This is a genomic window from Piscinibacter defluvii, assembly GCF_004011805.1.
Lineage (GTDB): Bacteria > Pseudomonadota > Gammaproteobacteria > Burkholderiales > Burkholderiaceae_C > Piscinibacter > Piscinibacter defluvii.
The window spans coordinates 1-25,536 of sequence record NZ_ML137196.1 but is presented as its reverse complement, the minus strand read 5'-3'; the positions used below and the strand labels follow the sequence as shown (position 1 = coordinate 25,536).

The following is a 25,536-nucleotide window of genomic DNA, read 5'->3' as shown; positions in this document are numbered from 1 at the left end:
GAAAGGATTCCCTCGATGGGCAAGAAAGGCATCGAAACGCTGGTCGGGCTGTTCGTCCTGCTCGGCATGCTCGGCCTGGTGTTCCTGGCGCTGAAGGCGGCCAACCTCGCCAGCTTCGGCAACAACGACAGCTACACCCTGCTGGCGCGCTTCGACAACATCGGCGGCCTGAAGGTGCGCGCGCCGGTGCGCAGCGCCGGCGTGACGGTGGGCCGCGTCACCTCGATCACGCTGGACACCAAGACCTACCAGGGCCTGGTCAGGCTGGAGGTCGACCGCGACGTGCAGTTCCCGAAGGACTCCTCGGCGCGCATCCTGACCGCCGGGCTGCTGGGCGACCAGTACATCGGCCTGGAGCCCGGTGCCGACGAGAAGAACCTGGCCGCCGGCGACACCATCCGGCAGACCCAGTCCGCCGTGGTGCTCGAGAGCCTGATCAGCCAGTTCCTGTTCAACAGGGCGGCCGATGCCGGCAGCACGGCCGCGCCGGCGCCGGCCAACGGAGCGAAGAAGTGACGCGATCCGCTGCCAGCGCCGTGCTCGTCGGCGTGCTGCTGCTGTCGGCCGGCTGCGCGAGCGTGGGCCCGGCACGCGGCGGATCTGGCCAGCGGCTCGACCCGTGGGAGAACTGGAACCGCAAGGTGTTCTCGTTCAACGAGTCGCTCGACGAGAACGTGCTCAAGCCGGTGGCCACCGCCTACAGCAACGTGGTGCCCGAACCGGTGCGGCGCGGCGTCGACAACGTGTTCGGCAACTTCGCCGACGCCTGGTCGGCGGTCAACAACTTCCTGCAGGGCAAGGTGGAGAACGGCCTGCGCGACGTGATGCGCGTGGGCACCAACACCTTCTTCGGCCTGGGCGGCGTGATCGACATCGCCAGCGAGATGGGCCTGGACCACCAGTACGAGGACTTCGGGCAGACGCTCGGCACCTGGGGCTTCGCCTCCGGTCCGTACGTGGTGTGGCCGCTGCTCGGATCGTCGACCGTGCGCGATTCGGTCGGCCTGCCGCTGGACAACGCGGCCTCGCCGGCCTCGGTGGTCAACGACGGCGGCTCGCGCTACGGCATCACCACGCTGCGGGTGATCAACACCCGGGCCAAGCTGCTCGGCGCCAGCCGTGTGCTCGACGACATCGCGCTGGACAAGTACACCTTCGTGCGCGATGCCTACCTGCAGCGGCGCCGCAGCCTGGTCTTCGATGGCGACGCCCCGCCGCAGGACGCCCCCGAGCCGGAGCCGGCGGCCTCGGCGCCCCCGGCGCGGTGAAACCGGCGGCAGGTGAGAGACGTTAAGGATTGCGAACCGGCCGAACCTGCGGCCTGATCCCGGCTCTGAAGGAGGGCGCCGCCCGCGGCGCCGACGAACGAAAGGACACCCATGCTGATCCACCGACTCGTGACCTGGTTGAGTGCCGCCGCGCTGCTGCTCGGTGGCGCCGCGGCGCAGGCGCAGGACACCCGCGCGCCCGACCAGCTGATCAAGGAGGTCTCGACCGACGTGCTCGACGCGGTCCGAGCCGACAAGAACATCCAGGCCGGCGACGTGCAGAAGGTCATCACGCTGGTCGATGCGAAGGTCATGCCGCACGTGAACTTCCAGCGCATGACGGCCTCGGCCGTCGGGCGCTACTGGCGCCAGGCCACGCCCGAGCAGCAGAAGCGGCTGCAGGACGAGTTCAAGGTGCTGCTCGTGCGCACCTACTCCGGCGCACTCGCCCAGGTGAAGGACCAGACCGTCTCGCTCAAGCCCTCGCGGCCGAGCCCGGACCCGAACGACGTGATCGTGCGCACCGAGGTGCGCGGCAAGGGCGACCCGATCCAGCTCGACTACCGGCTCGAAAAGGGCGAGCAGGGCTGGAAGATCTACGACGTCAACGTGCTGGGCGTCTGGCTGGTGGAGAACTACCGCAACAGCTTCGCGCAGGAGATCGGCGCCAACGGCATCGACGGCCTGATCGGCAAGCTGGCCGATCGCAACAAGGGTGCGGCCGGCGCGCCCGCCAAGAGCTGACATGCGGCCCCTGCGCTCGCTTCGTTCGCTGCCCACCGAGGGGGCGCAGGGTTCCCTCGGGGCGGCCCGGCGGGGACTCTGACATGCTGCTGCTGCCGGCCACGATCACGCTGCGCGAGTCGCGCGACACGCTGCAGCTGCTCACGCAGGCGCTGCAGTCGGCGCCTGGCGAGGAGGTGGTGATCGACGCCTCCCCGCTGGCGCAGTTCGACACCTCGGCGCTGGCGGTGCTGCTCGAGTGCCGCCGCCTGGCGGGCGCCTGGGGCAAGGGCTTCAGTGTGCGCCAGGCACCGCCCAAGCTGGCCGAACTGGCCAGGCTCTACGGCGTGGACGCCCTGCTCTTCGCGGCCTGACGCACGCGCCAGCCGAGCAGCACGGCGATCACCACGCCGTACACCGCCACCTCGGCCAGGTTGTTCTTGGCCGCGCGCATCCAGAAGAAGTGCAGCAGGCCCAGCAGCACGATGGCGTAGACGCTGCGGTGCAGCGCCTGCCAGCGTGCCGCGCCGAGCGCCTTGATCGCGCGGTTGAACGAGGTCGCGGCCAGCGGCGCCATCAGCAGCAGGGCGGTGAAGCCCACCAGCGCGAACGGGCGCTTCGGGATGTCGCGCGCGATGGCCGCAGGGTCGAAGCCCATGTCGAGCCAGGCGTAGGCGAGGAAGTGCCACACGGCGTAGAAGAAGGCGTACAGGCCGAGCATGCGCCGGAAGCGCGCGAGCGCGGGCTGGCCGGTCCACTGGCGCAGCGGCGTGACCGCCAGCGTCAGGCACAGGAAGCGCAGCGTCCAGTCGCCGGTGGCGCGGATCAGCGCCTCGGCCGGGTTGGGCCCGAGCTGGTTCGCCAGCGCGCCGTACAGCAGCCAGGCGAACGGCAGCGCACACAGCACGAACAACCCCGGCTTGGCCAGCGGATGCAGCAGCGGCGAGCGCAGCGGGCGGCGGGCCCGGGCGGGGGCGGAATCGGGCAGCACGGCCGACATGGTGCCTCGGCGCGGCTCAGTAATGCTTCTTCAGGTCCATGCCGGCGTACAGCTGGCCGACCTGGGCCTCGTAGCCGTTGAACATCAGCGTCGGCCGCTTCTTCTGGAAGAGCCCGTCCTCGCCGATGCGGCGCTCGGTGGCCTGGCTCCAGCGCGGGTGGTCGACGTTCGGGTTGACGTTCGAGTAGAAGCCGTACTCCTGTGCCGCGGCCTTGACCCACGCGGTGCGCGGCTCCTTCTCGACGAAGCGGATCTTGACGATCGACTTGCCGCTCTTGAAGCCGTACTTCCAGGGCACGACCATGCGCACCGGTGCGCCGTTTTGGTTCGGGAGAACTTCGCCGTACAGGCCGAAGGTCAGCAGCGCGAGCGGGTGCATCGCCTCGTCCAGGCGCAAACCCTCGACATAGGGCCAGTCGAGCACGCTCGAGCGCACGCCGGGCATCTGCGTCTTGTCGGCCAGCGTCACGAACTCGACGTACTTCGCGTTGCCGGTCGGCTCGACACGGCGGATCAGCTCGGCCAGCGAGTAGCCGACCCAGGGGATCACCATCGACCAGCCCTCGACGCAGCGCAGCCGGTAGAGACGCTCCTCCATCGGTGCGAGCTTGAGCAGTTCGTCGAGGTCGTAGACCTTCGGCTTGGCGACCGCGCCCTCGACCGCCACCGTCCAGGGCCGCGGCTTGAGCGTGCCGGCGTGACGTGCCGGGTCGGACTTGTCGGTGCCGAACTCGTAGAAGTTGTTGTAGCCGGTGACGTCGTCGTAGGCGGTCGGCTTCTCCATCGTCAGCGCGCCGGCCACGCCGCTGCGTGCACCCGGCAGCGGCGCCAGGCGCCCCGGACGGGCCTGCGCCAGTGCGTCACGCGCGGCCCAGCCCGCCAGCGCGCCGCCGGCCGCACCGAGTGCGATGCGCTTGAGCAGTGTGCGGCGTTCCTCGTAGACCGCGCGTGGCGTGATCTCGCTGGCGACGGGGTGGGCAAAGCCTCGATCCGGGTGGAAGTGCATGGCGGGTGTACGGGCGGCGACGCGGGATTGTTCCTCGGTCGCGCGCCGCCTGCCCGTCCTTACGGGCAAAGACCGCGATCAGATCACGTCGCCGAAGTCGGTCGGCTCGAACAGGCGCAGCGAGCGCTTGGACGCCCGTTCGCGGAAGCTCTTGCGCGCGAACAGCTTGGCCTGCGCCTGGTCGGGCAGGTCGGTGATGTTGAGCACGTTCTTCGCGATCAGGGTGTCGATCAGGTCCTCGAGCACCCGCACGAAGTCGGCATCGAGCCGCGAGAAGCCCTGCGTGCCGTCGCCCGGCAGGCCCACGAAGGCCTGCACTTCGGGGTGGTCGTCGGCCAAGAACTCACCCGCCTCGCCGGCACGCTCGCGGTGCAGGCTCTCGATCTCGCCCAGGGCGTTGCGGCGGACGTACGGCATGCGGGGCACTATACGCGCCGCCCCGACGAAAAGGGCCGGCAAGGCCGGCCCGGTTCGTGACGATTCGCCGACCCGGCCTACTGGAGCCCGGCGATGTAGTCGGACACGGCCTTGATCTCCCGGTCGCTCATCTTGGCGGCCACGCCGGTCATCTGCGCGTTGTTGTTGCGCACGCCGCCGCGGAAGGCCAGCAGCTGGGCCTCGGTGTACTCGGCATGCTGCCCGGCCAGGCGCGGGTACTGCGAGGGGATGCCGGCGCCGGTCGGGCTGTGGCAGCCCGAGCAGGCGGGGATGCTGCGGTCGGCGATGCCGCCGCGGTAGATCTTCTCGCCCAGCGTGACCAGGTCCTTGTTCTTCGCCGCGCCGGGCTTGGCGGTCTTGCCGGCGTAGAAGGCGGCGACGTTGCGCATGTCTTCCTCGCTCAGTGCCGACGCGAAGCCCTTCATGATGGCGTTGTCGCGCTTGCCGGACTTGAACTCGCCCAGCTGTTTGACCAGGTACTCCGGGTGCTGGCCTTGCAGGATCGGGTTGGCCGGGGCGCCACGCGATCCGTCGGCCGAGTGGCAGGCGCCGCAGACGTTGGTGGCGATCGTCTGGCCCTTGGCGGCATCGGGTTTGGCGGCGGTCGGCGCCCCCGCGGCCAGGACCGGCCCAGCGAGCGCGGCGAACATCAGGCAGGACAGCGTGGCAGCGATTCTGTTCATGAGGCGGCGTTTTTCGGGTGCAAAACCGCTCGATTTTACAATGAGCGCTTTGGGCGGACCCGATGGCCGACACGAGCAGCGATAACACAGCCCCGAGCCCCGCCCAGGCGCAGCAGCAGGCCCTCGCCTGGGCGCACACGGCGCGCTTCCTCACCACGGCCAGCCGGCTCGACCAGCTGCCGCCCACCGAGCTGCCCGAAATCGCCTTCGTCGGCCGCTCCAACGCCGGCAAGTCGAGCGCGATCAACGTGCTGACGCAGCAGAAGCGACTCGCCTTCGCCTCCAAGACGCCGGGCCGCACGCAGCACATCAACCTGTTCGAGCTCGGTCCGCGTGACGCGCCCGACGCGCTGTTCGCCGACCTGCCGGGCTACGGCTATGCCGCGGTCGCGCGGGGCGACAAGCTGCGCTGGCAGCAGGTGATGGCCGACTACCTCGCGCTGCGCCGCAGCCTGTCGGGCATCGTGCTGCTGGTGGACTCTCGGCTCGGCTTCACCGAGCTCGACCGGCAACTGCTCGAGTTCATCGCGCAGCGCGTGGGCACCGGCACCGTGCGGTTGCTGGTGCTGCTGACCAAGGCGGACAAGCTGAACCGGCGCGATCGCACGGCCGCCGTGCACGCCGCGCAGACGCTGCTGGCGGCACACTCGACGGCGGAGTCCGACATCGGCGTCGCCGCGTTCTCGGCGCTTTCGCGCGAGGGCCTCGGCGACGTCGCGCAGCAGCTGCGCGAGTGGGTGACGGCCGCGCGCTAGAACGCCACCTTGCCGGACGGGATGTCCCACGACACCGGCACCAGCGGCCCGAGGCTGCCGTCGGCATCGTTCTGCTTCGCGTATTCGAAGGTCACTTCCTTGAAGACCATCTCGACCTTCTGGACCACGTTGCCCTCGTCGGTGGCGCTGTTGCCGACCTTGGTGATGAACACACCCTTCATCAGCATCCGGAAGAACACGCCCTGCGAACCGCTCGAGGCCCCCTTGTTCATGCCGACGCCCTTGAGCATGTGCAGTTCCATCTCGGGGAACGACTGGCCGGAGAAGATGTAGCCCAGGATGCGCGTCGACGCGCTGTCGAAGTAATGCTCCCAGGTCATCTTGCCGGGGTTCGGCTTGCCCACCGATGCGCCGCCGCCCTTGGTCCAGCTCGTCTCGGCCTCGACTTCCCAGTCCCAGCCCTGCAGCTCGATCCAGCCCTGTTCCTTGTACTTGCCGAGCTGGCGGGTCTCGCCCTTTGCACCATCGATTCGCAGCATCGCGTTCAGCGGCATGGTCCACACTCCTCTTGAGCCAGGGCTTGTTCGGTGTTCCTGCGCGGCAATCCGCCTGACCGCTGCCGCACACGGCGCGAGCACCCTGCCCGCAACCTACACGCGATGGTAGTCATTTCGATACGGCCGCTCCACCCATCAACGTAGGTGGCGCCGTTCGCTCACGGCCGCCCGATGAACAGCGTCAGGCCGGTCGAGCCGCGCGGCGCGTGCGTGAGCCCGAGGTAGACCGGCCCGAGCCCGGTGTCGGCGCCGACGAACAGGCTGGCCCCGCTGCGCAGGTCGGACAGGCTGGCATCGCCCCAGCGCCCCCAGGCGTTGCCGGCCTCGAGCGTGCCGCCGACGAACACGCCGCGCGTGAACAGCAGCGACTCGCTCGCGCGGTGGTACCAGGTCAGGCGGCCGAACAGCACCGCGTCGCCGTCGAGCTGCTCGAAGCGGTAGCCCGACAACTGCTGGAAGCCGCCCAGCGTGTAGCGGCCGAGCTGCTCGCTGCCCGGGCCGGCCGGCGTGCCGCTGGCCCCGGCGCGCTGCACCCGGAGGTACAGGTTGACCGTCTGGCGCCCCCGGCTCCAGGCCACCGTGCCGTCGCTCTCGATGCGGGTGAAGTGCTCGCGCACCGCACTGCCGGTGACGCGCCGGCGCCCGGCCACCGCCTCGGCCTGCAGGCGGTAGCCGTGCTGCGGGAAGTTCGCGTAGTCGAGCTGGTCCAGCACCGCACCGGCGCGCAGGCCACCCTCGCGCACGCTGAAGGGCTGGTCCAGGCCCTCGAAGCCGGCGGCGACGATGTCCGGCACGGTGCGCTGGTGCACCCAGGTCGCACCGAGCCGCAGCTCGCCGAGCCCGCCCCAGGGCTGCCCCAGGTCCAGGCCCACGCGTGCGGACTTGCGGTTGAAGCGCCCGCGCTGCGCACCGCTGTCGTTGTCGTAGTCGGTGATGTCGCGCCGCTGCGCCTCGGCGTAGGCGGCCACGAACCAGTCGTTGCTGATGCCCAGGGTCCAGTTCAGCGGGTGGTAGATCTCGGTGAACCACAGCGGCACCTGGCCGATCTGCACGCGGTTGCGCCACTCGCTGCCGTTGGCGTCGAGCCAGTGGCGGTTGTGGCTGATCTTGACGTTGAAGTTCGAGCCGCCGCGGAAGTCGGTGACCAGGTCCAGCCCGATGCGGAAGTAGTGCGGGCCCCAGGGCTTGTCCTCGACGTCGAACACCAGGCCGTCGCCCTCGGCGGTGGTCACGAGCCGGTAGTCGGCGCGCATGTAGTCGTCGCTCGCGGCCAGGCGCAGCGCGTCGCGCTCGGCCTTGGCCGGGTCGAAGGGCTGGCCGGGGCGCGACTCGAGCTGCGCGACGAAGCGGCCCGGGTTCGTCACCTCCGTGCCCTCGAAGCGGATGAAGGCCAGCGGCGGCGTGGGCACCGCGCCGCGCGGGCGCTGCGCGCGCCACTGCGCATAGGCCTCGCGGCCGGGCGAGAGCGCCGCCAGGCGCTCCTCCAGCGGCGCCGCGCCGCGCTCGCCCAGGCCGATCAGCTCGCGCGTGCGGGCGAAGTCTGCCGAGGTGAGCGCGCCCAGCTCCGGCGTGATCAGCACGTCCGAGGGGCCGAGTGCCGCCAGGCTGCGCTGCACGTTCTGCTCGGTCAGGATGTTGATCATCTGCGTCGTCAGCCCGCCCACCGAGGACAGCGTCTCGCGCGGCGCCAGCGGCGTGCCGATGTTCACGACGATCAGCACCTGCGCGCCCATGCTGCGCGCCACCGCGACGGGCAGGTTGTCGACCAGCCCGCCGTCGCCGAGGATGCGGCCGTCGACCTCGGTGGGCGCGAACACGCCCGGCACGCTCATGCTCGAGCGCAGCGCGGTGGCGAGGTCGCCCGAGCCGATCACCACCGCCTGGCCGGTCTCCATGTCGGTGGCCACGGCGCGGAACGGGATCGGCAGGCGGTCGAAGTCGCGCACCGCACGCGCGGGCAGCGTGTAGCGGCGCAGCAGCGATTCCAGCCCGCGGCCGGAGATCGCGCCCAGGGGCGCGCGCAGCTCGCCGTCGCGCATGCCGATCTCGATCACCGGCGAGATCTCGAAGTCCTCCTCCTTGCGCCGCTGCGACAGCAGCGGGCGGCCGACGCGGTTGGAGAACACGGCGTCCCAGTCGATCTTCAGCAGCTCGGCCTCGAGCTGCTCGGCCGTCATGCCCGAGGCGTACAGCCCGCCGATGATGGCGCCCATCGAGGTGCCGGCGATCACGTCCACCGGCACGCCGGCCCGCTCGAGCACCTTCAGCACCCCGACGTGGGCCAGCCCGCGCGCGCCGCCGCCCGACAGCACCAGCCCGATGCGCGGCCGGGCCGGCGCGTCGACGGCCTGGGCCCGTGCCGATGCGGCGCACAGCAGTGCGCCCAGGAGCGCACACAGCGCAATCAGCGCGGCCCCGCGCCGCGCCGTCATGACGCCAGCGGGATCTGGTTCAGCAGCGCGTCGACGCTGCGCGGCACCAGCGGCTGCGCTTCCAGCGGCTGCAGCAGGCCGGCGGCATCCAGCCGCTCGAGCGCCTGCCGGGTGATCGAGTGGGTCTGGCCGGGCCGCTCGCCGGCGAACAGGAAGTACAGGCCCTGCTCGCTCTTCCACAGCAGCTGCACCACCGACCAGCGGCGCTGCAGGAACAGGCGCGCCCGGGCGCCGGCCTCGAGGGCGTCGAGCCGGCGGCGTGACTCCTCGAACGAGGCGTCCATCGGCCGCGAGGCCAGGAAGTCGGCCGGAACCGTGTCCATCGAGGCCAGGTCGATCACCGAGTCGGCGAACGGGCGCGGCAGCGGCGTGTCCGGGATCACCTCGTCGCGCATGCGCTGCACGATCTCCTGCGGCGTGAGCGGCGCCGGCGCCGAGGCCCGGAAGCCCTGGCGCAGCGCCACGGTGTGCACGGCCATCAGCTCGTCGAGCACCGCCTGCTGCTCCGGCTCGGGCAGCGCGACCAGCGCCATGCCCTCGCGCAGCCGCTGCAGCAGCCCGGGCAGCAGCGCCACCAGGCGCTGCCGGCTCTGCGGATGGGCCGGCGTCTGCAGGCTCCACAGCAGGTCGTCGACCGCCTTCAGGTAGCTCGGCGTCGGCTCGGCCTGCTCGCCGTGCCGCAGCATGGACTCGGCCAGCACCTTGGCCCAGGTGCCGGTGACGAAGCGGCGGATCGCCGGGCTGGCCGGCACCGGCGCCATCTGGTCCGACAGGCGTTGCGACAGCACGTGCTCCAGCAGCTCGCGCCGCTCGCTGCGCTGCAGCGAGTCGACACTGGCCTGCGCCTCGCGCAACTGCCATTGCAGCTGCTCGCCGAGGAAGGCATCGAGCCGCGCGAGCGCGCGCCGGAACGTGGCCGCGTCGGGCGCGGCCGCGCGCGAGACCTCCTCGGTCACCGCCTCGGCGAAGTTCATCAGCCCGGCCAGGCGCTTGTCGCCCGGCGCAGGCCAGGCCGACGCGGCACCGGCCAGCCGGTTCATCAGTTGCCACACCGGGTGCTCGGGGGCGTCGAGCATCGCCCGGTCCTGCTGCGCGACACGCAGCGCCGCCACCTGCAGCCGCGCCAGCAGCGCACGGCAGGCGCTGGGCACCGCGGTGTCGGCCTGGATCAGCGCGAACAGGCGCGACAGCAGCTCGATCACCTGCTGGTCGTCGCCGCCGCCGGTGCGCGAGGTCTCGGCCAGCAGCGCGCGCAGGCTGCCGGGCCGCACCGCCGGCGCGGCGCCGCGTTCGGGCAGCGCCAGCGGCGCGGCCAGGATGACCGTCTTGTAGACACCCGGCTGCACGCCCTGCGCCTCCAGGCGCGACGAGGCGGCCGCCCAGGCCGACTTCAGCAGACCGGCCATCACGCCGGCCGACACGCGCAGCAACGTGGCGCGCTGCGCGAAGTGCGGCACCGCCGCGCAGGCGGCCTCCCACAGCGCGGTGGCGTACGCCAGCGGGCGCAGCGGGTGGGAGTCGGCGCTGACGTGCTGCAGCCCGGCCAGCGTCGAGGTGAAGGTCTGCAGCTCGCGCGCCTCCCACTCGGCGGTGCTGTCGATCATCTGCAGCGCGCGCGAGATCTCGATGTCGACCTCGACACGGCTCTCGTCCATCAGTTCGAGCCCGCCGCCCGCCGGGCCGGCCGCGGCCTCCTGCTCGCTGCGCTGCACCGCCTCGCGCAGCGCCTCGACGAAGCGGCGCTGGTAACGCGCCGCATCGCGCTGCAGCGCCTCGACGATCTCGAAATGGTGCTCGCGCTCGCGCGGTGTCATCCCGCCGTGGTCGCGCAGCACGTTCAGCGTGCCGGCCAGCGAGCGCTCGATCAGCGCGGCGGCCCGCCCGAGCTCGTCGTCGACGAAGCGTTGCAGCGGGGGAGCGAGCGCCATGGGCCCGATTATGTCGGCGCGATGAAAAAAGGGCCGCCTCGCGGCGGCCCTGACGCGGGCACGCAAAAAAGGGCCGCCTCGCGACGGCCCTTCGGCAGGCTGGCGGAGCCCGGACGTCTTACATGTCCATGCCCATGCCGCCCATGCCGCCCATGCCACCGGGCATGCCGCCGGCCGGGGCCTCTTCCTTCGGCGCCTCGGCGACCATGCACTCGGTCGTCAGCATCAGGCCGGCCACGGAGGCGGCGTTCTGCAGCGCGGTGCGGGTCACCTTGGTCGGGTCGAGGATGCCCATCTCGAGCATGTCGCCGTAGGTGCCGTTGGCGGCGTTGTAGCCGTAGTTGCCCTTGCCGGCCATCACCGCGTTGACCACCACGCTCGGCTCGTCGCCGGCGTTGGCGACGATCTCGCGCAGCGGCTGCTCGACGGCGCGCAGCACGATCTTGATGCCGGCGTCCTGGTCGTGGTTGTCGCCCTTGAGCGAACCGACCGCGGCCGCGCGCGCGCGCAGCAGCGCGACGCCGCCGCCGGCCACGACGCCTTCCTCGACGGCCGCACGGGTGGCGTGCAGCGCGTCTTCCACGCGGGCCTTCTTCTCCTTCATCTCGACCTCGGTGGCGGCACCGACCTTGATGACGGCCACGCCGCCGGCCAGCTTGGCCACGCGCTCCTGGAGCTTCTCGCGGTCGTAGTCGCTGGTGGCTTCCTCGATCTGGACGCGGATCTGCTTGACACGCGCCTCGATGTCGGCGGCCGAGCCGGCGCCGTCGATGATCGTGGTGTTCTCCTTGCCCACCTCGATGCGCTTGGCCTGGCCCAGGTCGGCCAGCGTGACCTTCTCGAGCGTCAGGCCCACTTCCTCGGCGATGACCTTGCCACCGGTCAGGATGGCGATGTCTTCCAGCATGGCCTTGCGGCGGTCACCGAAGCCCGGCGCCTTGACGGCCACGACCTTCAGGATGCCGCGGATGGTGTTGACGACCAGGGTCGCCAGCGCCTCGCCCTCGACCTCTTCGGCCACGATCAGCAGCGGGCGGCCGCTCTTGGCCACCTGCTCCAGCGTGGGCAGCAGTTCGCGGATGTTCGACACCTTCTTGTCGTGCAGCAGCACGAACGGGTTGTCGAGGATCGCAACCTGCTTGTCGGGGTTGTTGATGAAGTACGGCGACAGGTAGCCGCGGTCGAACTGCATGCCCTCGACGACGTCCAGCTCGTTGTTCAGGCTCTTGCCGTCCTCGACGGTGATGACGCCTTCCTTGCCGACCTTGTCCATCGCGTCGGCGATGATCTTGCCGATCGACTCGTCGCTGTTGGCGGAGATGGCACCGACCTGCGAGATTTCCTTGGAGGTGGTGGTGGGCTTGGAGGCCTTCTTCAGCTCCTCGACCAGGGCCGAGACGGCCTTGTCGATGCCGCGCTTCAGGTCCATCGGGTTCATGCCCGCGGCCACGTACTTCATGCCCTCGCGCACGATCGACTGGGCCAGCACCGTGGCGGTGGTGGTGCCGTCACCGGCGTTGTCGCTGGTCTTGGAAGCGACTTCCTTGACCATCTGGGCGCCCATGTTCTGGAGCTTGTCCTTGAGCTCGATCTCCTTGGCGACCGAGACACCGTCCTTGGTGACGGTGGGGGCGCCGAAGCTGCGCTCGAGCACCACGTTGCGGCCCTTGGGGCCCAGCGTGACCTTGACCGCGTTGGCCAGGATGTTCACGCCCTCGACCATGCGGTGACGCGCGTCCGCGCCGAAGACAACGTCTTTTGCTGCCATTGCTGTTTCTCCGAATTCGAGTTCTGGGGCTGATTACTTCTCGACGACCGCGAAGAGGTCTTCCTCGCGCATCACGAGCAGCTCGTCGCCGTCGACCTTGACGGTCTGGCCGCTGTACTTGCCGAACAGCACGCGGTCGCCGACCTTGATGTTCAGCGCCACGAAGTCACCCTTGTCGTTGCGCTTGCCCGGGCCGACGGCCAGCACCTCGCCCTGGTCGGGCTTCTCGGCGGCGTTGTCGGGGATCACGATGCCCGACGCGGTCTTGGTCTCGTTCTCCAGGCGCTTGACGATCACGCGATCGTGCAACGGACGAAGCTTCATACCATCTCCTTGATGTCTTACCGACAAGCTTTGACGTGCGATTGAGCCGAAGTTTGCGCTCATTCACATGAGAGGTCCGGGAGGGATCCGGAACCGTTAGCACTCACGACTGGCGAGTGCTAGCAGGCGGATTATAGGCACGGACCTGCGGCTTTCAAGACACCCCGGGAACTCGGCGGCTCAGTCTCCCTTGAAGCCCGTGGCCTTCACCACGGCGGCCCAGCGGGCTGCTTCGGCGGCGAGCATCCTGTCGGTCTCGGCGCGCGAGGTGCCGAGCACGCTGAAGCCGGCCTCCTGCAGCTTCGCCTTGGTCTCCGGCGACTGCACGGCGGCCACCAGCTGGCGGTTCAGCAGCTCGAGCGCCGCGGCCGGCGTTCCGGCCGGCGCGAACACCACGAACCAGGCGGCGAAGTCGATCCTCGGGAAACCGGCCTCGGCGAAGGTCGGCACCTCCGGCAGCAGGGGCGAACGGGCCGGGGCGGTGGTGGCCAGCGCGCGCATCTTGCCGCCCTTGACCTGCGCCGCGCCCAGCGCGGTGGACACGAAGGCCCCGGCCACGTCGCCGGCGACGATGGCCGTCACCGCATCGCCGGTGGCGCGGTAGTGGATCGGCTCGACCTTGAAGCCGCCCGCCTCACCGAACAGTTCGGCACCGAAATGCCCCGGCGTGCCGGCGCCGAAGGTCGCGAAATTGGTGCGGTCGGCCTTTGCCTTGGCCGCCTTCACGAAGTCGGCCACGCTCAGGTGCGGCGCGCTGGCCGGCACCACGAGCAGGAAGTCGGACCGCACCACCTCGCTGATGCCGGCCAGCTCCCGGGCCGGGTCGTAGGGCAGCTTGCTGAAGGCGGGCGGGGCGATCGCGATCGAGCCGACCTCGCCCAGCAGCAGCCCGTAGCCGTCGGCCGCGCCCTTGGCCACGCCCTGCGCGGCGATCTGCCCGCCGGCGCCGGGCTTGTTCTCCACCACCACCTGCTGCTTGAGCAGCTCGGCCAGCCGGCCGGCGATCAGGCGCGCCGCGACGTCCGGTCCCGAGCCCGGCGGGAAGCCGACCGTCAGCCGCAGCGGCCGCTCCGGGAAGGTCTGCGCCCGGGCGGGCCAGCTCGGCAGGCTCAGCGCGGCGGTGGCGAGCAGCAGCTCGCGGCGGGTGGGGTGCGGCATGGCGGGCTCCTCGCGGCGGATGGCGTCGGCCGCGAGTCTTCCGCATCGGCCGCGCGGGCCCTGTCATCCCAGAGGCGGACAACCCGTCGCGCCGAAGCGCGCGAACAGCTCGCTGCGGAAGTGCAGCCCGAGCCGCTCGAAGGCCCGTGCCCGGTAGGTCTTCACCGTGGCCAGCGAGAGCCCGAGGTCGGCGGCGATGCCGTCGTGCGTCCAGCCGCGCAGCAGGCGCTCGCAGACGTCGAGTTCGCGCGCGGTCAGTGCCGGGCAGGCCTGCTGCAGCACCTCGCGCGGGCCGCGCGGGAGCGGGCGCGCCGCGAGCGCGAGGTGGCGCTGCACCGCCGCCATCAGCAGCGGCGCGAGCGCCTCGAAGCGTTCGCGCTCCAGGCCGCCGAACGGCCCCTGGTGGGCGTGGTGGTAGAGGTTGACGGCCAGCAGCGACCCGTCGTCCTCGCGGGTGGCCGCCGAGAGCCGCTCGAGCATGCCGTGCGCCCGGTAGATCTGCTCGCGGTGCGCGCTGGTGGGCGCCTCTTCGGCGCGCATGTGCAGCACCGCCACGTGGCCGGGCGCGGCGGCCGCGTCCACCCGGTCGAAGCTGCGGTCGTGCCGGTACAGCCCGGCGTGGTAGGCGCGGAAGCAGTCGTGGGTCACGTCGGCCACGCCGCGGCTGGCCGAGGCGTGCAGCACCGGCGCGCGGTCGCGCCAGACGCGGTAGACCGACCAGGTGGCCGCCTGCAGCGGGGTGTTCAGCGCGTCCAGCGCGGCCGAGGCGAAATCGGCGCGGCCGATCGCGCCGATCAGGCCGGCGAGGGCGTGCCGGGTCTCGGCGTCGCCTCCGGCAGGGAGGGGTTGGGGCATCGCGTCATCCTCTGGGCCGACAGCCGGGCCGGCCTGAACCTGCGCATCATTGGGCGGCGCACGCCGCTGTCCATCCGGAAAGAGCCCAGCATGACCCCGATGCCGCCCGCCCCCGCCCTGGTTCCGCTGACGCAGATCCGCTGCGAGGTGGGCACGCTGGTCAGCCTGGGCGACGCGCCGGCGGGCGAGCGCCGCTATGTGCCGCTGGGCAGCGGCTGGGCGCGCGGCCCGGAGCTCGACGCCGAACTGGTCGAAGGCGGGATCGACTGGCAGCTGGCACGCCGCGACGGCGTGCTCGAGATCGCCGCCCACTACGTGCTGCGCACCGCCGACGGGGCGCTGGTCGAGGTGCGGAGCGAGGGTCTGCGGCACGGGCCGGACCCGGTGATGGCGCGCCTGGCACGTGGCGAACCCGTGCCGCGCGACGCCTACTTCTTCCGTACCCTGATGCGCTTCACCACCGGCGCGGCGGCCTGGGCACACCTGAACAAGGTGATGGCCATCGCGGTGGGCCAGCGCGAAGCGCGTGCCGTGCTGCTGGACGTGTACCGGCTCACCTGACCGGCCCAGCGCGACATCGATCGGCCGCAGCGGGTCAGGCGGGCGCCGCGGCGTCGGCCGGCGCGGCGGCGCCGGCGGCGAGGAACGGCCGGCTGGCCAGGTCGGCGAAGCGCCACACCGCGACACACTTGTCGGCGTAGGCGCCGCCGCCCTCGGTGCAGCCCTCGACCAGCAGGTGCCGCGGCGGCGGGAAGTCGAACGGCGCGCCCTGCAGGTGCAGCGGCCGCCAGTCGCCGCGTGCGATGTCGCGGTTCGGCCGCGGCTGGGTGAAGTGGGTGGTGATCAGCCAGGTCGCGCCGGTGGCGGCGAAGCGGCGCAGCACCCGGGCGATCTCGGCGTAGGGCAGGTGCACCAGCAGGTCGCGGCAGAACACCGCGTCGGCGGCGGGCAAGGCCTGCGGCAGCGCATCGTCCAGCAGGTCGGCGGCGACGAAGTGGCGGTTGGCCGCCGGCTCGGCGACACGGTGCGCGGCCACCAGCTCGGCGAGCAGCTCGACGCCGGTGACCTCGATGCCCGGCAGTTCGACGGTTCGCATCCAGTGCCGGTCGCCGCAGGGCGCGTCGAGCAGGCGGTGCACCCCCAGGTGCTCGAGCAGCAGCGGCAGGCGGCGCCGCAGGCCCGCGGTCTGCGCGAGGCTCGAGCCGGTGCCCGAGACCGACTCGCAGCGGTGGCGCCGGAACAGCTCCGCCGCCTGCGCCGCGCCGGCCTCGCGCGCGAGCGACTCGCGCGGGTCCGCGCCGCCGAGCGAGCGCTTGAGCAGGTGCGTGAAGAAACTTCGCGGGGCGAGCAGCGCATCGCTGCGCGCCTCGGCCGGGAAGCGCTTGCCGAGCTCGACGTTCGACAGCATGTAGGCGATGGCCGCGCCGTCGACCTGCGCCTCGTGCGCGGCCGCATCGCGCTCGGCCAGGAAGTCCTGCGGCCGGCTCCAGCACACCGGCTGCACCCGCTCGACCGGCAGCTCGTGCCAGCCGCGCGGATCGCGTTCCACCACCGCCGTCAGCAGGTCGCCGCCGAAGTTCCAGCCCACGCGCTGGCGCCGCGCGACGATGTCGCGCACCTGCGCCCAGTAGGCCGCGGCGATGCGGCTGCCCGGCGGCGCGGCGATGAAGGCGTTCGAGATCGGACCGCTGCGCATGCGGTGGCCGACGAAGTCGTGCGCGGCCAGCCAGCCGGGCAGCTCGTGCGGCGGGCGCATCAGCAGGCAGTCGGCGTCGATCCACAAGCCGCCGAAACGCGCCAGCAGCCAGGCACGGATCGCGTCCGCGCGGTGTGCGACATGCAGGTGCGACAGGTCGAGCGCGCCCATCTCGGGGTCGCCCGCGCGCAGCGCGGCGAAGGTCTCCGGCGTCAGCAGGCGCAGACCGGGCACGTGGTGCAGCAGCGTGCGGCGGCAGGCGCGGATCCAGGACGGGCAGGGCCCCTCCCAGTAGGTCCACACCGGCACGCCGGCGTCGCTGCGCGCTGCGACTGGCCGGCGCTCGTGCAGCACGCCGGCTGCCGGCGTTGCGCTCGGGAAGCGCTGCGCCAGCGTGGCCGCGTCGCGCGTGGCGCGCACGGCGGCGAGCCGCTCGAGGTTGGCCGCGTAATGCGGGTTGGCCGCGCCCGGCTGGCCCGGCGCGATGCCGCCGGACAGCGGGTGGTGCAGGTGGAACACCGGCTGGTCGGGCCGCTGGCTGCGGCCCAGGCGGCCGCACAGCGCGGCCTTGTGGAACCAGGCATCGTCCTCGCCGCCCCAACCGCGGAAGCCCTCGATCAACCCGCCGTGACGCTGCACGAAGTCGCGCCGCACGAGGCCGATGCAGCCGATCCGCCCGGTGAGGCGCTGCACCACCGCGGCCTGCTCGGGCGCGAGTTCGCCGCGCGCCACGCGGCGCGAGTCCTCGGCGTCCAGGTAGTGCACCGCGGTGTAGGGCACCAGCATGTCGAGCCGGCGTGCGGCCAGCTCGGCCAGCGCGCGGCCGAGGAATTCGGGCGCGTGCAGCAGGTCGTTGTCGTGCCAGGCGACGACCGGCTGCGTGGCCTGCGCGGTGCCGGCGTTCAGCGCGGTGGCGCGCTCGAACGCGCCGTCGTGGGCGATGAACAGGTGCCGGTCGGCCCAGCGCAGCGAGAGCGCCTCGGCGACCGGCTCGGCGCCGAGCTCGACGACGACGATCTCGGCCACCGCGCTCGACTGGCGCAGCGACGCCAGCGTCGCGGCCAGCAGCGGCAAGCGCTCGCGGCCGCCGTGCGGCACGACGACCGAGACACGCGCGTTGGCGCTCAGGGGTGCAGGCATCGCGGGCTCCTCTTGGACGGGGGTGGACACTGGGCGGCGCGGCGCGCGCGTGGCGTCGAGGGCCCGGTCGAGCGCGGGCTTCCAGTGGTGCCGCCACTGGTCGGCGAAATCCCAGTGCCGCTCGACCCAGGCACGGTTCGCGGCACCGCGCGCGACGAGCGCTTCGGGGCCGAGCGCGACCAGCGCACGCAGCACGGCCTCGAGCGTCTCGGGCGTCGCGCGCTCGAACGGCAGGTCGCCGGCGTCCGGCGCACAGCGCCGCAGCACCTCCTCGACACCCGGCAGCTGCCCGAGCCCGTTGACGACCACGCAGCCGGCCGCCAGCCCCTCGAGGCTGTTGCGGTGGTAGCTGCCGGTCACGCATTCGTCGATGACGATGTGCGCGCGCCGCTTCATCGCCAGCGCCTGCGCGTGCGGCACCACCGCGCCGCCGCGCAGCACCTCGAGCTGCACCAGGCCCTCGCGCGCAAGCCGGTCCAGCAGTGCCAGCGTCGACAGCGCACCCTTGGCATGCCAGTACAGGCGGTGGCCGGGCGGGTAGCGCTCGTGCGCGCCGCTGGGCGTGAAGGCGATCGTGACCGTGTCGGGCTTGGGCTCCGGGCGGTAGGCGGCCTCCCACAGCGGCAGCGGGTTGGGCACCGCGGTCCAGCCCGCGAACTCGGGCAGCGTGGCCTGGTATTGCGCGACCACCAGGCCGGGCTGCCCGGCGCGCACCAGCGCCATGTCGACGTTCCAGCCGTAGTTGTGGGCCAGCGTCAGCAGCGGCTTGCCGGCCAGCAGGCGCGCGTGGCGCGGGTCGACGCGGCCGTTGTGCACGATCACCGCATCGGCCGCGGCGAGCGCGGCCCCGGCCTCGCGCGGGTGCGTCGACCACTGCAGGTCGCCGTCGAAGGCCACGCCGTTGGCGTAACGGTCGGTCGCCCAGACGCAGCGGGCCGCATGCGGCGTGGCGTGCGCGATGCAGCGCGCCAGCACGGCCGGCACGCCGGCCACCGGCGTGGTCGCGTAAGAGACGATGCGCAGCGCCGGGGTGGCGGCCGGGGCCGGCCGCGCCGCGCCGGCCCAGCCGGCGATGTCGGCGCGCGGCAGCGCGGCGAGCCGGCTGGTCGGCGAGAGGTTGACCAGTTCGACGCCGCGCCGCGCCAGCGCTGCATGCAGCGCGGCGTACTGCGCGTCGATCTCGGCCAGCCGGGCGGCGAGCGGGTGAGGGCCGGTGGCGCCGAAGAAGTGGCCGTCGTCGAAGTCGACCCCGATCAGCCCGATGCGCGCCGCGCCCAGGTGCGCCGCGAGCAGCACCGCGACATAGGGCGAGTTCTGCGTGTAGTCCAGCGTGTCCGGCCCGGTTGCGGTGCCGCCGAAGCGGCCGAGCCGGAAGCGCACCACCGGCGGCGCCACCGGCCCGAGCTCGAGCTGCGTGAACAGCGCCTTCGCGCGCGACTCGCGCACCCAGCGGAAGCGCCCGTCGCGGAACTGACCCGGCGGGTTGACGACGACCAGGTAGTCCGGGTCGAACAGGCGGCCGATGTCGTTGACGCCGATGGTCGCAAGGCCGTGGTCGCGCGGCAGCGTGTGCAGCGAGCGGCCGCAGCCGCAGACGAGGATCGTGGCGCCGGGGTGGCGGTCGGCATAGGCGGCCAGCGTGTCCATCGGCGTCGCGGCCCGCTCACGTGGCGCGGCGCAGCGCCGTGACGATCGCGCTCGCGCGCTGGTTGGCCTGCGTCAGGTTGCTGCGCTCGCTGGTCGACAGGCCGCTGGCGATGTCGGCGCCGCGCGCCCCGGCACGCTGTGCGTGCAGCACGGTCGCGGCGATCGCCGGGCCGATGTCGGCGGCCGATTGCATCGCGCGCGTGAGCGCCGCGTCGTCCAGGCCGCGCCCGCGCGCGGCCACCAGCGCGTCGAAGATGCGCGGGTCGAGCCGGTACTCGTGCCCGGCGGGCAGCGCCACCGTGGCGGCGCGGTCCTCCGGCCGCACGCCGGTCGCGGCCTCGGCGCCGCGGGCCGGCCCCGCCGTACCGCTGACCGCCGCCTCGCCGCGGTAGCGCGAGGCGATCGTCGCGGTGATGCGGTTCTGCGGCGTGCGCCGGTCTGGCGGCTGGGTCGCGTCGATGACGTAGGCCTCGCACGCGAAGTTCGCGTCGACCTTGTTGTTGCGCGGCAGCCGGCGCGGATTGACGTCGACAACGATGTTGGTCACCCGCACGCGGTAGTACACCCACTTGCGCTCGGTGTTCACCCAGGTCTTGATGCGGCTCTCGAACTGGCTCTCGTGCGCGTCGTTGGCCGCGGCGGTGATCGGGAACAGGTTCTGCGCCGCGCCCGAGCCGCCGACCTGGTGGTTCAGCAGGTGGCCGCGGATGTACTTGCGGTCGTTCGTCTCGCCGGGGTCGGTGGCCAGCAGCGACGACCAGACGTTCGCGCCCGCCGGCTCCTGGCCGGCCGGGTGGTCGGGGCCGAGCGGGTCGGCCGTCATCGCCGTGCCGACGGTGTTGCCGGTGCCCGCGAGCGTGCCGCTCTGGTACTGGATGCGCGTCGTCAGCCCGGCGATGCCGGTGCCGGCGGCAGTGTCCACGCGCGCCGAGCTCGGCTCGATCACCTCGGGGCTTGCCGCCGCGACGACGCCCCAGACATCGCGCACCGGCACCACGTCCAGCCGGGTCAGCCGGTGCCGCAGCCGCAGCGGCGCGAGCAGCGGGCGCAGCACCAGCGCACCGACCGGCCGACCGGCGAAGCGGTTGACGATCGGCACGGCCTCGCGCAACGCGTTGCGCACGCGATCGGCCGGGCTCGCGTTCGGATCCCCACCCAGCGCCCGGCTCGCCAGGCTCGAGGCCTGGCGCCGGATCCAGTCGACCGCGCGGTCGAGCATGCGGTCCACGCTTGCCTGCAGGTCGCGGATCGTGCGCTGCACCTGCGCGCCCACGTCGCCCAGGCCGATGAAGCGTGCCAGGAAGTCCAGGATCACCGGGATCGTGCGGGCCATGGTGCGCTCGACGAAATTGGCCGCCGCGCCGATCGCGCCCGAGGCGATCGCGGCGATCGAGTTCACGACCGACTCGACCAGGTCCAGGATCTGGTTGATGCGCTGGATGAAGAACTGGATCGTCGTGTAGGTCTTGATGATCGCCTGGATCACCGCGCCCACCGGGCTCAGCAGCGACAGCAGCTGCTGGATGCCGGCCATCACCAGGCGCTGCTGGATGAAGCTGCGGATCGCGCCCAGCGCGGCGTCGCGCAGCGAGCCGAAGAACTCGGTGACGCGGTCGCGCAGCGCCTGCACCAGGCCGCGCTGGCGGATCTCCTGCAGCAGCGCGAAGGCCGACTCCAGGCCGGCCACGACCCGCTCGCCGAGCAGCCGCACCAGCTTCTCGCGCACCCTCGCCCAGGTCAGGCCGAGGATCTGCAGCACGAACCAGATGATGCCGCGCAGGTCCCAGCGCTCGGGCATCTGGATGCCGGCGCGCGCCACCGGGCCGGTCAGCCAGGCGATCACGCCGTCGCGCAGGTGCGCGAGGATGTTGGTCATGAACTGCCGCACGCCCTGGCCGACGGCGCCCAGCAGGTTGCGCAGGAAGCCGACCGGGTTGCGGATGATGACCAGGAAGGTCGCCCGCGCGCGCATCAGGATGTCGAGGATGCGCCGGCCGCCGGCACCCATCGCCGCCTCGTAGATCAGCTCCAGCAGCTTCATCAGCGCCGCGCCGGCGAAGCTCACCAGGTCGGCCAGCAGCGGCCGGAACAGGCCGACGATGCGCTGCAGCGTGTCGATCGGGTGCAGCACGTCGCTGAGCTGCAGCGAGGCCCAGGCCGCGGCGAAGGTGCCGGTCACGCGCTCCCAGGTCAGGTTGCGCGCGGTGGTTTCCTGCACGAACCAGTCGTGCGCGCGCTGCAGCGCGCCGCTTTGCACCAGCTGGTCGACTTTCTCGGTGCCGCCCGGGATGAACTCGGCGAACGCGCGCACCACGTTGAGTGCCGAGCGCGGCACCGCCGCGCCGGTGAACGGGTCGCGGCCGAGCATCACCGTCACCAAGCCGTAGCCGGGGATCTGGCGGCAGAAGCCGGCCAGCGGCTCCATGAAGGTTTCCTTCAGCCAGGTGATCGCCTGCGTCACCAGGCCCGACACGAACGCGGTGATGCGCTCGATGATCGGCGTGAAGATGCCGCGTGCGCGGCGCCACACGTCGCCGGGGCTGAAGATGTCGCTCCAGCCGAGCGAATCGGTGAAGCGCGTGAACGCGTCGCGGATCGTCTGGAAGTTCAGCCCCAGCGCGGCGGTCTGCTGCTGCACCCAGGTGCCGAGCCGGTCCACCACGCCGTAGCGCTGCAGCACCTGGAACAGGATCTCGCCGCCGGGGATCAGCCCCATGAAGGCACGCAGCACGTTGACCAGCGTGCGCTCGACCACGCGCATGTTGATCGGGTTGCGGCCGATGATCAGCGTCAGCAGCGTGAAGCCGGGCACGTTGGCGGCCAGCGCGGCCAGCCCGTCGAGGATGTCCGACAGGCCGAGCCGCTGCACCAGGCCCTCGGGCTGCGCGCTCAGTGCCGGCGCTTCCGCGCGCTGCACCTGCGCGCGCGGCGCGGCGCCCTGCTGCACGGTGTGGGCGAGCTCGTGCGCGATCAGCTCGCGCCCCTCGGCGCTGTCGGGCTGGAACTGGCCGGCGCCGAAGAACACGTCGGCGCCGGTCGTGAAGGCGCGCGCGGCGAGCCGGCGCGACAGCACGGCGGCCTCGGCGTCGTCGTGCACGCGCACGCGCGAGAAGTCGGCACCGAAGCGCGGCTCCATGTAGCGCCGCAACGGCCCGGGCAGCGGCCGCCCGCCGCCGCGCCGCGCGCCGATGCGGGCTGCGGTGTCGGGTGCGAGCGCCGCGCCGCCGCCGGTCGCGGCACGCTGCACGCGCACCGGGCTGCGCGCCGGTCCGGCCGCGCGTGCCGCGATGCGCGGCGGCGCGTCCATGCGCACCACGCGGCGTGCCGCGTCCGCGGCCTCGTGCTCGGCCGCGTCGTGCACCGACGACACACGCAGCGCCATGCGCTGCAGCGGCGGCGCCTGGCCGCGCTGCGCGGCCCCCGGCTCGGGTGCCGGGCGCAGCGCGGGAGCGAGTGCGCCGCCCATCGTGCTCAGTCGCGCAGCGACGGGCACTGCTGCCCGGCCTTGCGGTACTCGCGCTCGAGCGCCTGCAGCAGCAGCGCCTCGTCGAGCGCACGGTCGCGGTCGATCGCCAGCAGCGCCGCGTGCAGCGCGGCGTTGCGGATCTGCCCGCCGGCGATCGCGCAGCGCCGCGCGATCCGTTCCAGCGCCTCGGCGCCCACCGCATGGCCCGCGCCCAGGTGCGAGGCCCACAGCGCGAGCCGCGTCGCCGCGTCGGGCAGCGCGAACTCGACGGTCACGTCGAGCCGGCGCGCGAACGCCGGGTCGATGCGGTCGGCCGCGTTGGTCGTCACGACCAGCACGCCGGCATAGGCCTCGAGCCGCTGCAGCAGGTAGTTGGTCTCGAGGTTGGCGTAGCGGTCGGTCGAGCTCTGCACGCCGGTGCGGCCGGCCAGCAGCGCGTCGCCCTCGTCGAGCAGCAGCACGATGTCGAGCGACTCGGCGGCGTCGAACACACGCTCGAGGTTGCGCTCGGTCTCGCCGATGTACTTGCTCACCGTGGCGGCGAGGTCGACGCGGTACAGCGGCCGGGCCAGGCGCGCGGCCAGGTGGCGCGCGGCCAGCGTCTTGCCGGTGCCGCTGGGCCCCTTGAACAGCGCGCGCACGCCGCAGGCCGCGGCCTGCGCGGCCGGCAGGTGGCCCGCCAGGCGGTCGCGGTGCCGGCAGCGCGCCACCAGCGCCTCGAACTCCTCGCCCGCGGCGCCGCCCAGCGCGAGCGGCTCGTCCGCGCCGGCGGCGCTCACGCGGCGCGCGATGCTGTCCAGCGCATGCCGGCCCAGCGCGCCGATCTCCTCGGCCACCGCCGCCAGCGCATCGGGCGTGTCGGGCGGCACGGCCTGCGCGGCGCGATGCAGCCGCCCGCGCGGCAGCCGCCAGCCGACCAGCGCCGCATCGACCGCGCGGCCGGGCCAGGCGAGGGCCCAGTGCCGGCGGCGCTCGTCGGCGTCGGGCGGCTCGAGGTCGATGCGGCGCGGCGCCGGGCCGTCGAACGTGAGGCCGCCGTGGCGCGGCAGGCGCAGGAAACAGGGCGCGGGCAGTCCGGGCGGCGGCGTCCAGGCGATCGCCTCGCCGGGGGCGGGCTCGAAGCTCAGCAGCGGCGCGGCATCCAGCAGCGCGGCCGCAGCCCCGAGCGAGGCCAGCGCCGGCGCGTCGACCGCCGCGACCAGGCCGCGCCCGGCCGCCCGCGCGAGCGCGCCGGCCAGCGTGCGCCGGCCGCTGCCCGGGCTGCCGCGCAGCAGCCAGGTCGCCGGCGCCGGGGGCGCCTCCAGGCGTGCGCGCAGCGCCGCGGGCAGGATCAGCGCCGGCAGCGGCATCAGCGCCTCGCGCGGCCAGTGCTGCCAGCGGCCCGCGTCGGGCGGCAGGCCGCCGGCCAGCTCCCACAGCGCGGCGGGCACCGCGAGGCCGGGGTCCTGCTCGCCTTCGAGCAGCGCACCGGCACCGCGCAGGCGCTGCAGCGCGGCGCTGCCGGCCACCGCGCCGAAGGCCAGCGCCAGCGTCGCGCGCGTCGGCCGGCCGGCGCGGCCGTGCAACTCGTCGACGAAGGCCGCCAGGCGCGGGTCGTCGGCCGCCAGCGCCGCGGCGACGAAGCAGCCCAGACCGTCGGCGTCCAGGCCGAGCGCGTCGCGCAGGCGCGAGAGCGGCCCGGCCGGCGCGCCCTGCGCCCGCTGGTCGAGCCGCTCGATCGCATCGTCCAGCGTCAGGTCGGCGAGCCCGGCGTCGGCGGCGGCGTCGAGCGTGTCGCGCAGCGCGGCGTGGCGGCCCAGCAGCGGCTCGAGCGCACCCTCGCGCGCCACCGCCGCGCGCAGCAGCACGAGCAGCGTGCGCAGCCGCCAGTGCTGCAGCTCGGCCGCCGCAGCGGCCTGCGCGATGGCGCGGGGCGAGGGGGCGGCACCCATGGTCATCAGTCGAAGCGGAAGCGGATGTCGCTGCCCGCCGCCGGCAGCCAGCCGGGGTCGCGGTCCAGGCCCGCGAAGCGCAGCGCGAGCGGCAGCCCGGCGAGCGCGAACTGCAGTTCCACGCGCCCGGCGCCGGCACGCAGCCGGGCCGGCAGCTCGAGCGCCAGTGCCAGCGCGGCGCGCGGCGGCAGGCCGAGCGCCGCGCCGAGCCGCGTGCGCACCAGTGGCCAGGTGAGCGTCCACAGGTCCGGCGGCGTGGTGCCGCGCCGCCGCCGGTGCACGAGCGTGCCGGGTGGGGCGTCGAGTGCGGCCGCTCCGGCCTGCCAGGCGAGCACGAAACCGGCCGGATGCAGCAGGCGCTGCCCGGCGGCATCGACCAGCAGGTGGCACGGCCGGGTGTCGGCCGCGAAGGCTGCCCGTTGCGAGGCATCGGCAGCCCAGGCCGCCGGACGCGGCAGCGGCGGCGCCGGGCCGGACTGCGCGTGCAGCCAGGCGTCCAGCGGGTCGGCGCGAAAGCGGCGCCCGAGCGATGCGCGGCCGGCGCGTTGCAGCCAGTGCCACGGCGAGCAGGGCAGGCCGCGGTGCTGCGGCTGGGTGAAGTCGCCATACAGGCCGAGCGCGGTCGCGACGTTGAGCAGGAAGAACAGGCCGCCGAAGCGGGTGTCCAGCGCCACGGCGGGCGCGGCGGTCCGCGCGAGCGGCACGGCTGCGGCCGCCGTGCGCGCCGCGTGTGGCGGGTGCACCGGCGCGCGCTGCGAGCGCGCCGGCGCCGCGGGCGCAAGGGCGTCGGCCGCGGCCGG

21 protein-coding genes are annotated in these 25,536 nt (G+C 73.1%); 6 read left to right on the top strand and 15 right to left on the bottom strand.

Translation table 11 applies throughout. From position 1 onward, the window contains the following. Positions 1-15: 15 nt before the first annotated feature. The 4 genes from mlaD to D9C15_RS00085 all read left to right on the top strand — a co-directional run bounded on the left by mlaD (position 16) and on the right by D9C15_RS00085 (position 2,365). On the top strand, positions 16-516 hold the full coding sequence (mlaD, locus tag D9C15_RS00100; RefSeq protein ID WP_127995397.1) for an outer membrane lipid asymmetry maintenance protein MlaD: 501 nt from the start codon (positions 16-18) through the stop codon (positions 514-516). Then, positions 513-1,268 carry an MlaA family lipoprotein gene (locus tag D9C15_RS00095; protein WP_127995396.1) on the top strand — a complete coding sequence of 252 codons (756 nt, stop codon included), beginning with the start codon at positions 513-515 and terminating at the stop codon, positions 1,266-1,268. The genes mlaD and D9C15_RS00095 overlap by 4 nt, the downstream gene beginning before the upstream one ends. A 111-nt stretch (positions 1,269-1,379) precedes the next feature. Beyond that, the gene (locus D9C15_RS00090) at positions 1,380-2,012 is read left to right on the top strand and encodes an MlaC/ttg2D family ABC transporter substrate-binding protein (RefSeq protein WP_127995395.1); all 633 of its coding nucleotides are present in this window, start codon (positions 1,380-1,382) and stop codon (positions 2,010-2,012) included. 83 nt (positions 2,013-2,095) lie between these two features. Next, positions 2,096-2,365 (top strand): STAS domain-containing protein, encoded by a 270-nt coding sequence (locus tag D9C15_RS00085; RefSeq protein ID WP_127995394.1) that lies wholly within the window; start codon positions 2,096-2,098, stop codon positions 2,363-2,365. Here D9C15_RS00085 and msrQ read toward each other — a convergent pair. From msrQ to D9C15_RS00065, 4 genes are all read right to left on the bottom strand, one after another. Further along, positions 2,332-2,991 (bottom strand): protein-methionine-sulfoxide reductase heme-binding subunit MsrQ, encoded by a 660-nt coding sequence (msrQ, locus tag D9C15_RS00080; RefSeq protein WP_127995393.1) that lies wholly within the window; start codon positions 2,989-2,991, stop codon positions 2,332-2,334. The two genes, D9C15_RS00085 and msrQ, sit on opposite strands and share 34 nt — an antisense overlap. Before the next feature lie 16 nt (positions 2,992-3,007). Then, the gene (gene msrP, locus D9C15_RS00075; protein WP_127995392.1) at positions 3,008-3,997 is read right to left on the bottom strand and encodes a protein-methionine-sulfoxide reductase catalytic subunit MsrP; all 990 of its coding nucleotides are present in this window, start codon (positions 3,995-3,997) and stop codon (positions 3,008-3,010) included. 78 nt (positions 3,998-4,075) lie between these two features. Next, entirely contained in the window at positions 4,076-4,414 is a 339-nt protein-coding gene (locus D9C15_RS00070) for a hypothetical protein (RefSeq protein ID WP_127995391.1), read from the bottom strand. 77 nt (positions 4,415-4,491) lie between these two features. Continuing rightward, entirely contained in the window at positions 4,492-5,118 is a 627-nt protein-coding gene (locus D9C15_RS00065) for a c-type cytochrome (protein ID WP_127995390.1), read from the bottom strand. Positions 5,119-5,180: 62 nt separating this feature from the next. On the opposite strand from D9C15_RS00065, the gene yihA reads away from it, so the two are divergent. Continuing rightward, a complete protein-coding gene (yihA, locus tag D9C15_RS00060; RefSeq protein ID WP_127995389.1) occupies positions 5,181-5,873 on the top strand; it encodes a ribosome biogenesis GTP-binding protein YihA/YsxC in 693 nt (230 codons plus the stop codon). Here yihA and D9C15_RS00055 read toward each other — a convergent pair. The 7 genes from D9C15_RS00055 to D9C15_RS00025 form a co-directional block, all read right to left on the bottom strand. Then, positions 5,870-6,388 (bottom strand): Hcp family type VI secretion system effector, encoded by a 519-nt coding sequence (locus tag D9C15_RS00055; RefSeq protein WP_127995388.1) that lies wholly within the window; start codon positions 6,386-6,388, stop codon positions 5,870-5,872. The two genes, yihA and D9C15_RS00055, sit on opposite strands and share 4 nt — an antisense overlap. A 161-nt stretch (positions 6,389-6,549) precedes the next feature. Beyond that, positions 6,550-8,823 (bottom strand): patatin-like phospholipase family protein, encoded by a 2,274-nt coding sequence (locus tag D9C15_RS00050; RefSeq protein WP_127995387.1) that lies wholly within the window; start codon positions 8,821-8,823, stop codon positions 6,550-6,552. Continuing rightward, on the bottom strand, positions 8,820-10,751 hold the full coding sequence (locus D9C15_RS00045) for a DUF1631 family protein (RefSeq protein WP_127995386.1): 1,932 nt from the start codon (positions 10,749-10,751) through the stop codon (positions 8,820-8,822). The genes D9C15_RS00050 and D9C15_RS00045 overlap by 4 nt, the downstream gene beginning before the upstream one ends. A gap of 118 nt (positions 10,752-10,869) precedes the next feature. After that, complete coding sequence (gene groL / locus D9C15_RS00040) at positions 10,870-12,519, bottom strand: chaperonin GroEL (protein ID WP_127995385.1); 1,650 nt, start codon at positions 12,517-12,519, stop codon at positions 10,870-10,872. A gap of 33 nt (positions 12,520-12,552) precedes the next feature. Then, a complete protein-coding gene (gene groES / locus D9C15_RS00035) occupies positions 12,553-12,843 on the bottom strand; it encodes a co-chaperone GroES (protein WP_009856121.1) in 291 nt (96 codons plus the stop codon). Positions 12,844-13,023: 180 nt separating this feature from the next. Next, the gene (locus D9C15_RS00030; RefSeq protein ID WP_127995384.1) at positions 13,024-14,001 is read right to left on the bottom strand and encodes a Bug family tripartite tricarboxylate transporter substrate binding protein; all 978 of its coding nucleotides are present in this window, start codon (positions 13,999-14,001) and stop codon (positions 13,024-13,026) included. A gap of 63 nt (positions 14,002-14,064) precedes the next feature. Then, positions 14,065-14,856, bottom strand: a complete 792-nt coding sequence (locus D9C15_RS00025) for a helix-turn-helix transcriptional regulator (protein ID WP_127995383.1) — start codon at positions 14,854-14,856, stop codon at positions 14,065-14,067. Positions 14,857-14,955: 99 nt separating this feature from the next. Between D9C15_RS00025 and D9C15_RS00020 the strand changes: the two genes are divergently transcribed. Beyond that, on the top strand, positions 14,956-15,417 hold the full coding sequence (locus tag D9C15_RS00020) for a DUF3237 domain-containing protein (protein WP_205854697.1): 462 nt from the start codon (positions 14,956-14,958) through the stop codon (positions 15,415-15,417). Positions 15,418-15,451: 34 nt separating this feature from the next. Here D9C15_RS00020 and D9C15_RS34430 read toward each other — a convergent pair whose 3' ends face one another. The 4 genes from D9C15_RS34430 to D9C15_RS33285 all read right to left on the bottom strand — a co-directional run. Further along, positions 15,452-19,339 (bottom strand): glycosyltransferase, encoded by a 3,888-nt coding sequence (locus D9C15_RS34430; RefSeq protein WP_127995381.1) that lies wholly within the window; start codon positions 19,337-19,339, stop codon positions 15,452-15,454. A 16-nt stretch (positions 19,340-19,355) separates the two neighbouring features. Next, positions 19,356-22,805, bottom strand: coding sequence for an eCIS core domain-containing protein (locus D9C15_RS00010; RefSeq protein WP_127995380.1), 3,450 nt, complete (start codon positions 22,803-22,805; stop codon positions 19,356-19,358). Between the two features lie 5 nt (positions 22,806-22,810). Further along, entirely contained in the window at positions 22,811-24,736 is a 1,926-nt protein-coding gene (locus D9C15_RS00005) for an AAA family ATPase (RefSeq protein ID WP_127995379.1), read from the bottom strand. A gap of 5 nt (positions 24,737-24,741) precedes the next feature. Next, positions 24,742-25,536: hypothetical protein (locus D9C15_RS33285; protein WP_205854696.1), on the bottom strand; the 795-nt coding region annotated here is incomplete at its 5' end.

Coding starts and splice junctions, on each gene's coding strand:
- D9C15_RS00025 (WP_127995383.1), bottom strand. CDS start 14,856: ATGCCCCAACCCCTCCCTGCCGGAGGCGACGCCGAGACCCGGCACGCC.
- D9C15_RS00055 (WP_127995388.1), bottom strand. CDS start 6,388: ATGCCGCTGAACGCGATGCTGCGAATCGATGGTGCAAAGGGCGAGACC.
- D9C15_RS00020 (WP_205854697.1), top strand. CDS start 14,956: ATGCCGCCCGCCCCCGCCCTGGTTCCGCTGACGCAGATCCGCTGCGAG.
- D9C15_RS00090 (WP_127995395.1), top strand. CDS start 1,380: ATGCTGATCCACCGACTCGTGACCTGGTTGAGTGCCGCCGCGCTGCTG.
- D9C15_RS00050 (WP_127995387.1), bottom strand. CDS start 8,823: ATGACGGCGCGGCGCGGGGCCGCGCTGATTGCGCTGTGTGCGCTCCTG.
- D9C15_RS00010 (WP_127995380.1), bottom strand. CDS start 22,805: ATGGGCGGCGCACTCGCTCCCGCGCTGCGCCCGGCACCCGAGCCGGGG.
- D9C15_RS00085 (WP_127995394.1), top strand. CDS start 2,096: ATGCTGCTGCTGCCGGCCACGATCACGCTGCGCGAGTCGCGCGACACG.
- groL (WP_127995385.1), bottom strand. CDS start 12,519: ATGGCAGCAAAAGACGTTGTCTTCGGCGCGGACGCGCGTCACCGCATG.
- yihA (WP_127995389.1), top strand. CDS start 5,181: ATGGCCGACACGAGCAGCGATAACACAGCCCCGAGCCCCGCCCAGGCG.
- D9C15_RS00065 (WP_127995390.1), bottom strand. CDS start 5,118: ATGAACAGAATCGCTGCCACGCTGTCCTGCCTGATGTTCGCCGCGCTC.
- D9C15_RS00030 (WP_127995384.1), bottom strand. CDS start 14,001: ATGCCGCACCCCACCCGCCGCGAGCTGCTGCTCGCCACCGCCGCGCTG.
- D9C15_RS00005 (WP_127995379.1), bottom strand. CDS start 24,736: ATGGGTGCCGCCCCCTCGCCCCGCGCCATCGCGCAGGCCGCTGCGGCG.
- mlaD (WP_127995397.1), top strand. CDS start 16: ATGGGCAAGAAAGGCATCGAAACGCTGGTCGGGCTGTTCGTCCTGCTC.
- groES (WP_009856121.1), bottom strand. CDS start 12,843: ATGAAGCTTCGTCCGTTGCACGATCGCGTGATCGTCAAGCGCCTGGAG.
- D9C15_RS00070 (WP_127995391.1), bottom strand. CDS start 4,414: ATGCCGTACGTCCGCCGCAACGCCCTGGGCGAGATCGAGAGCCTGCAC.
- D9C15_RS00045 (WP_127995386.1), bottom strand. CDS start 10,751: ATGGCGCTCGCTCCCCCGCTGCAACGCTTCGTCGACGACGAGCTCGGG.
- D9C15_RS34430 (WP_127995381.1), bottom strand. CDS start 19,339: ATGGACACGCTGGCCGCCTATGCCGACCGCCACCCCGGCGCCACGATC.
- msrQ (WP_127995393.1), bottom strand. CDS start 2,991: ATGTCGGCCGTGCTGCCCGATTCCGCCCCCGCCCGGGCCCGCCGCCCG.
- msrP (WP_127995392.1), bottom strand. CDS start 3,997: ATGCACTTCCACCCGGATCGAGGCTTTGCCCACCCCGTCGCCAGCGAG.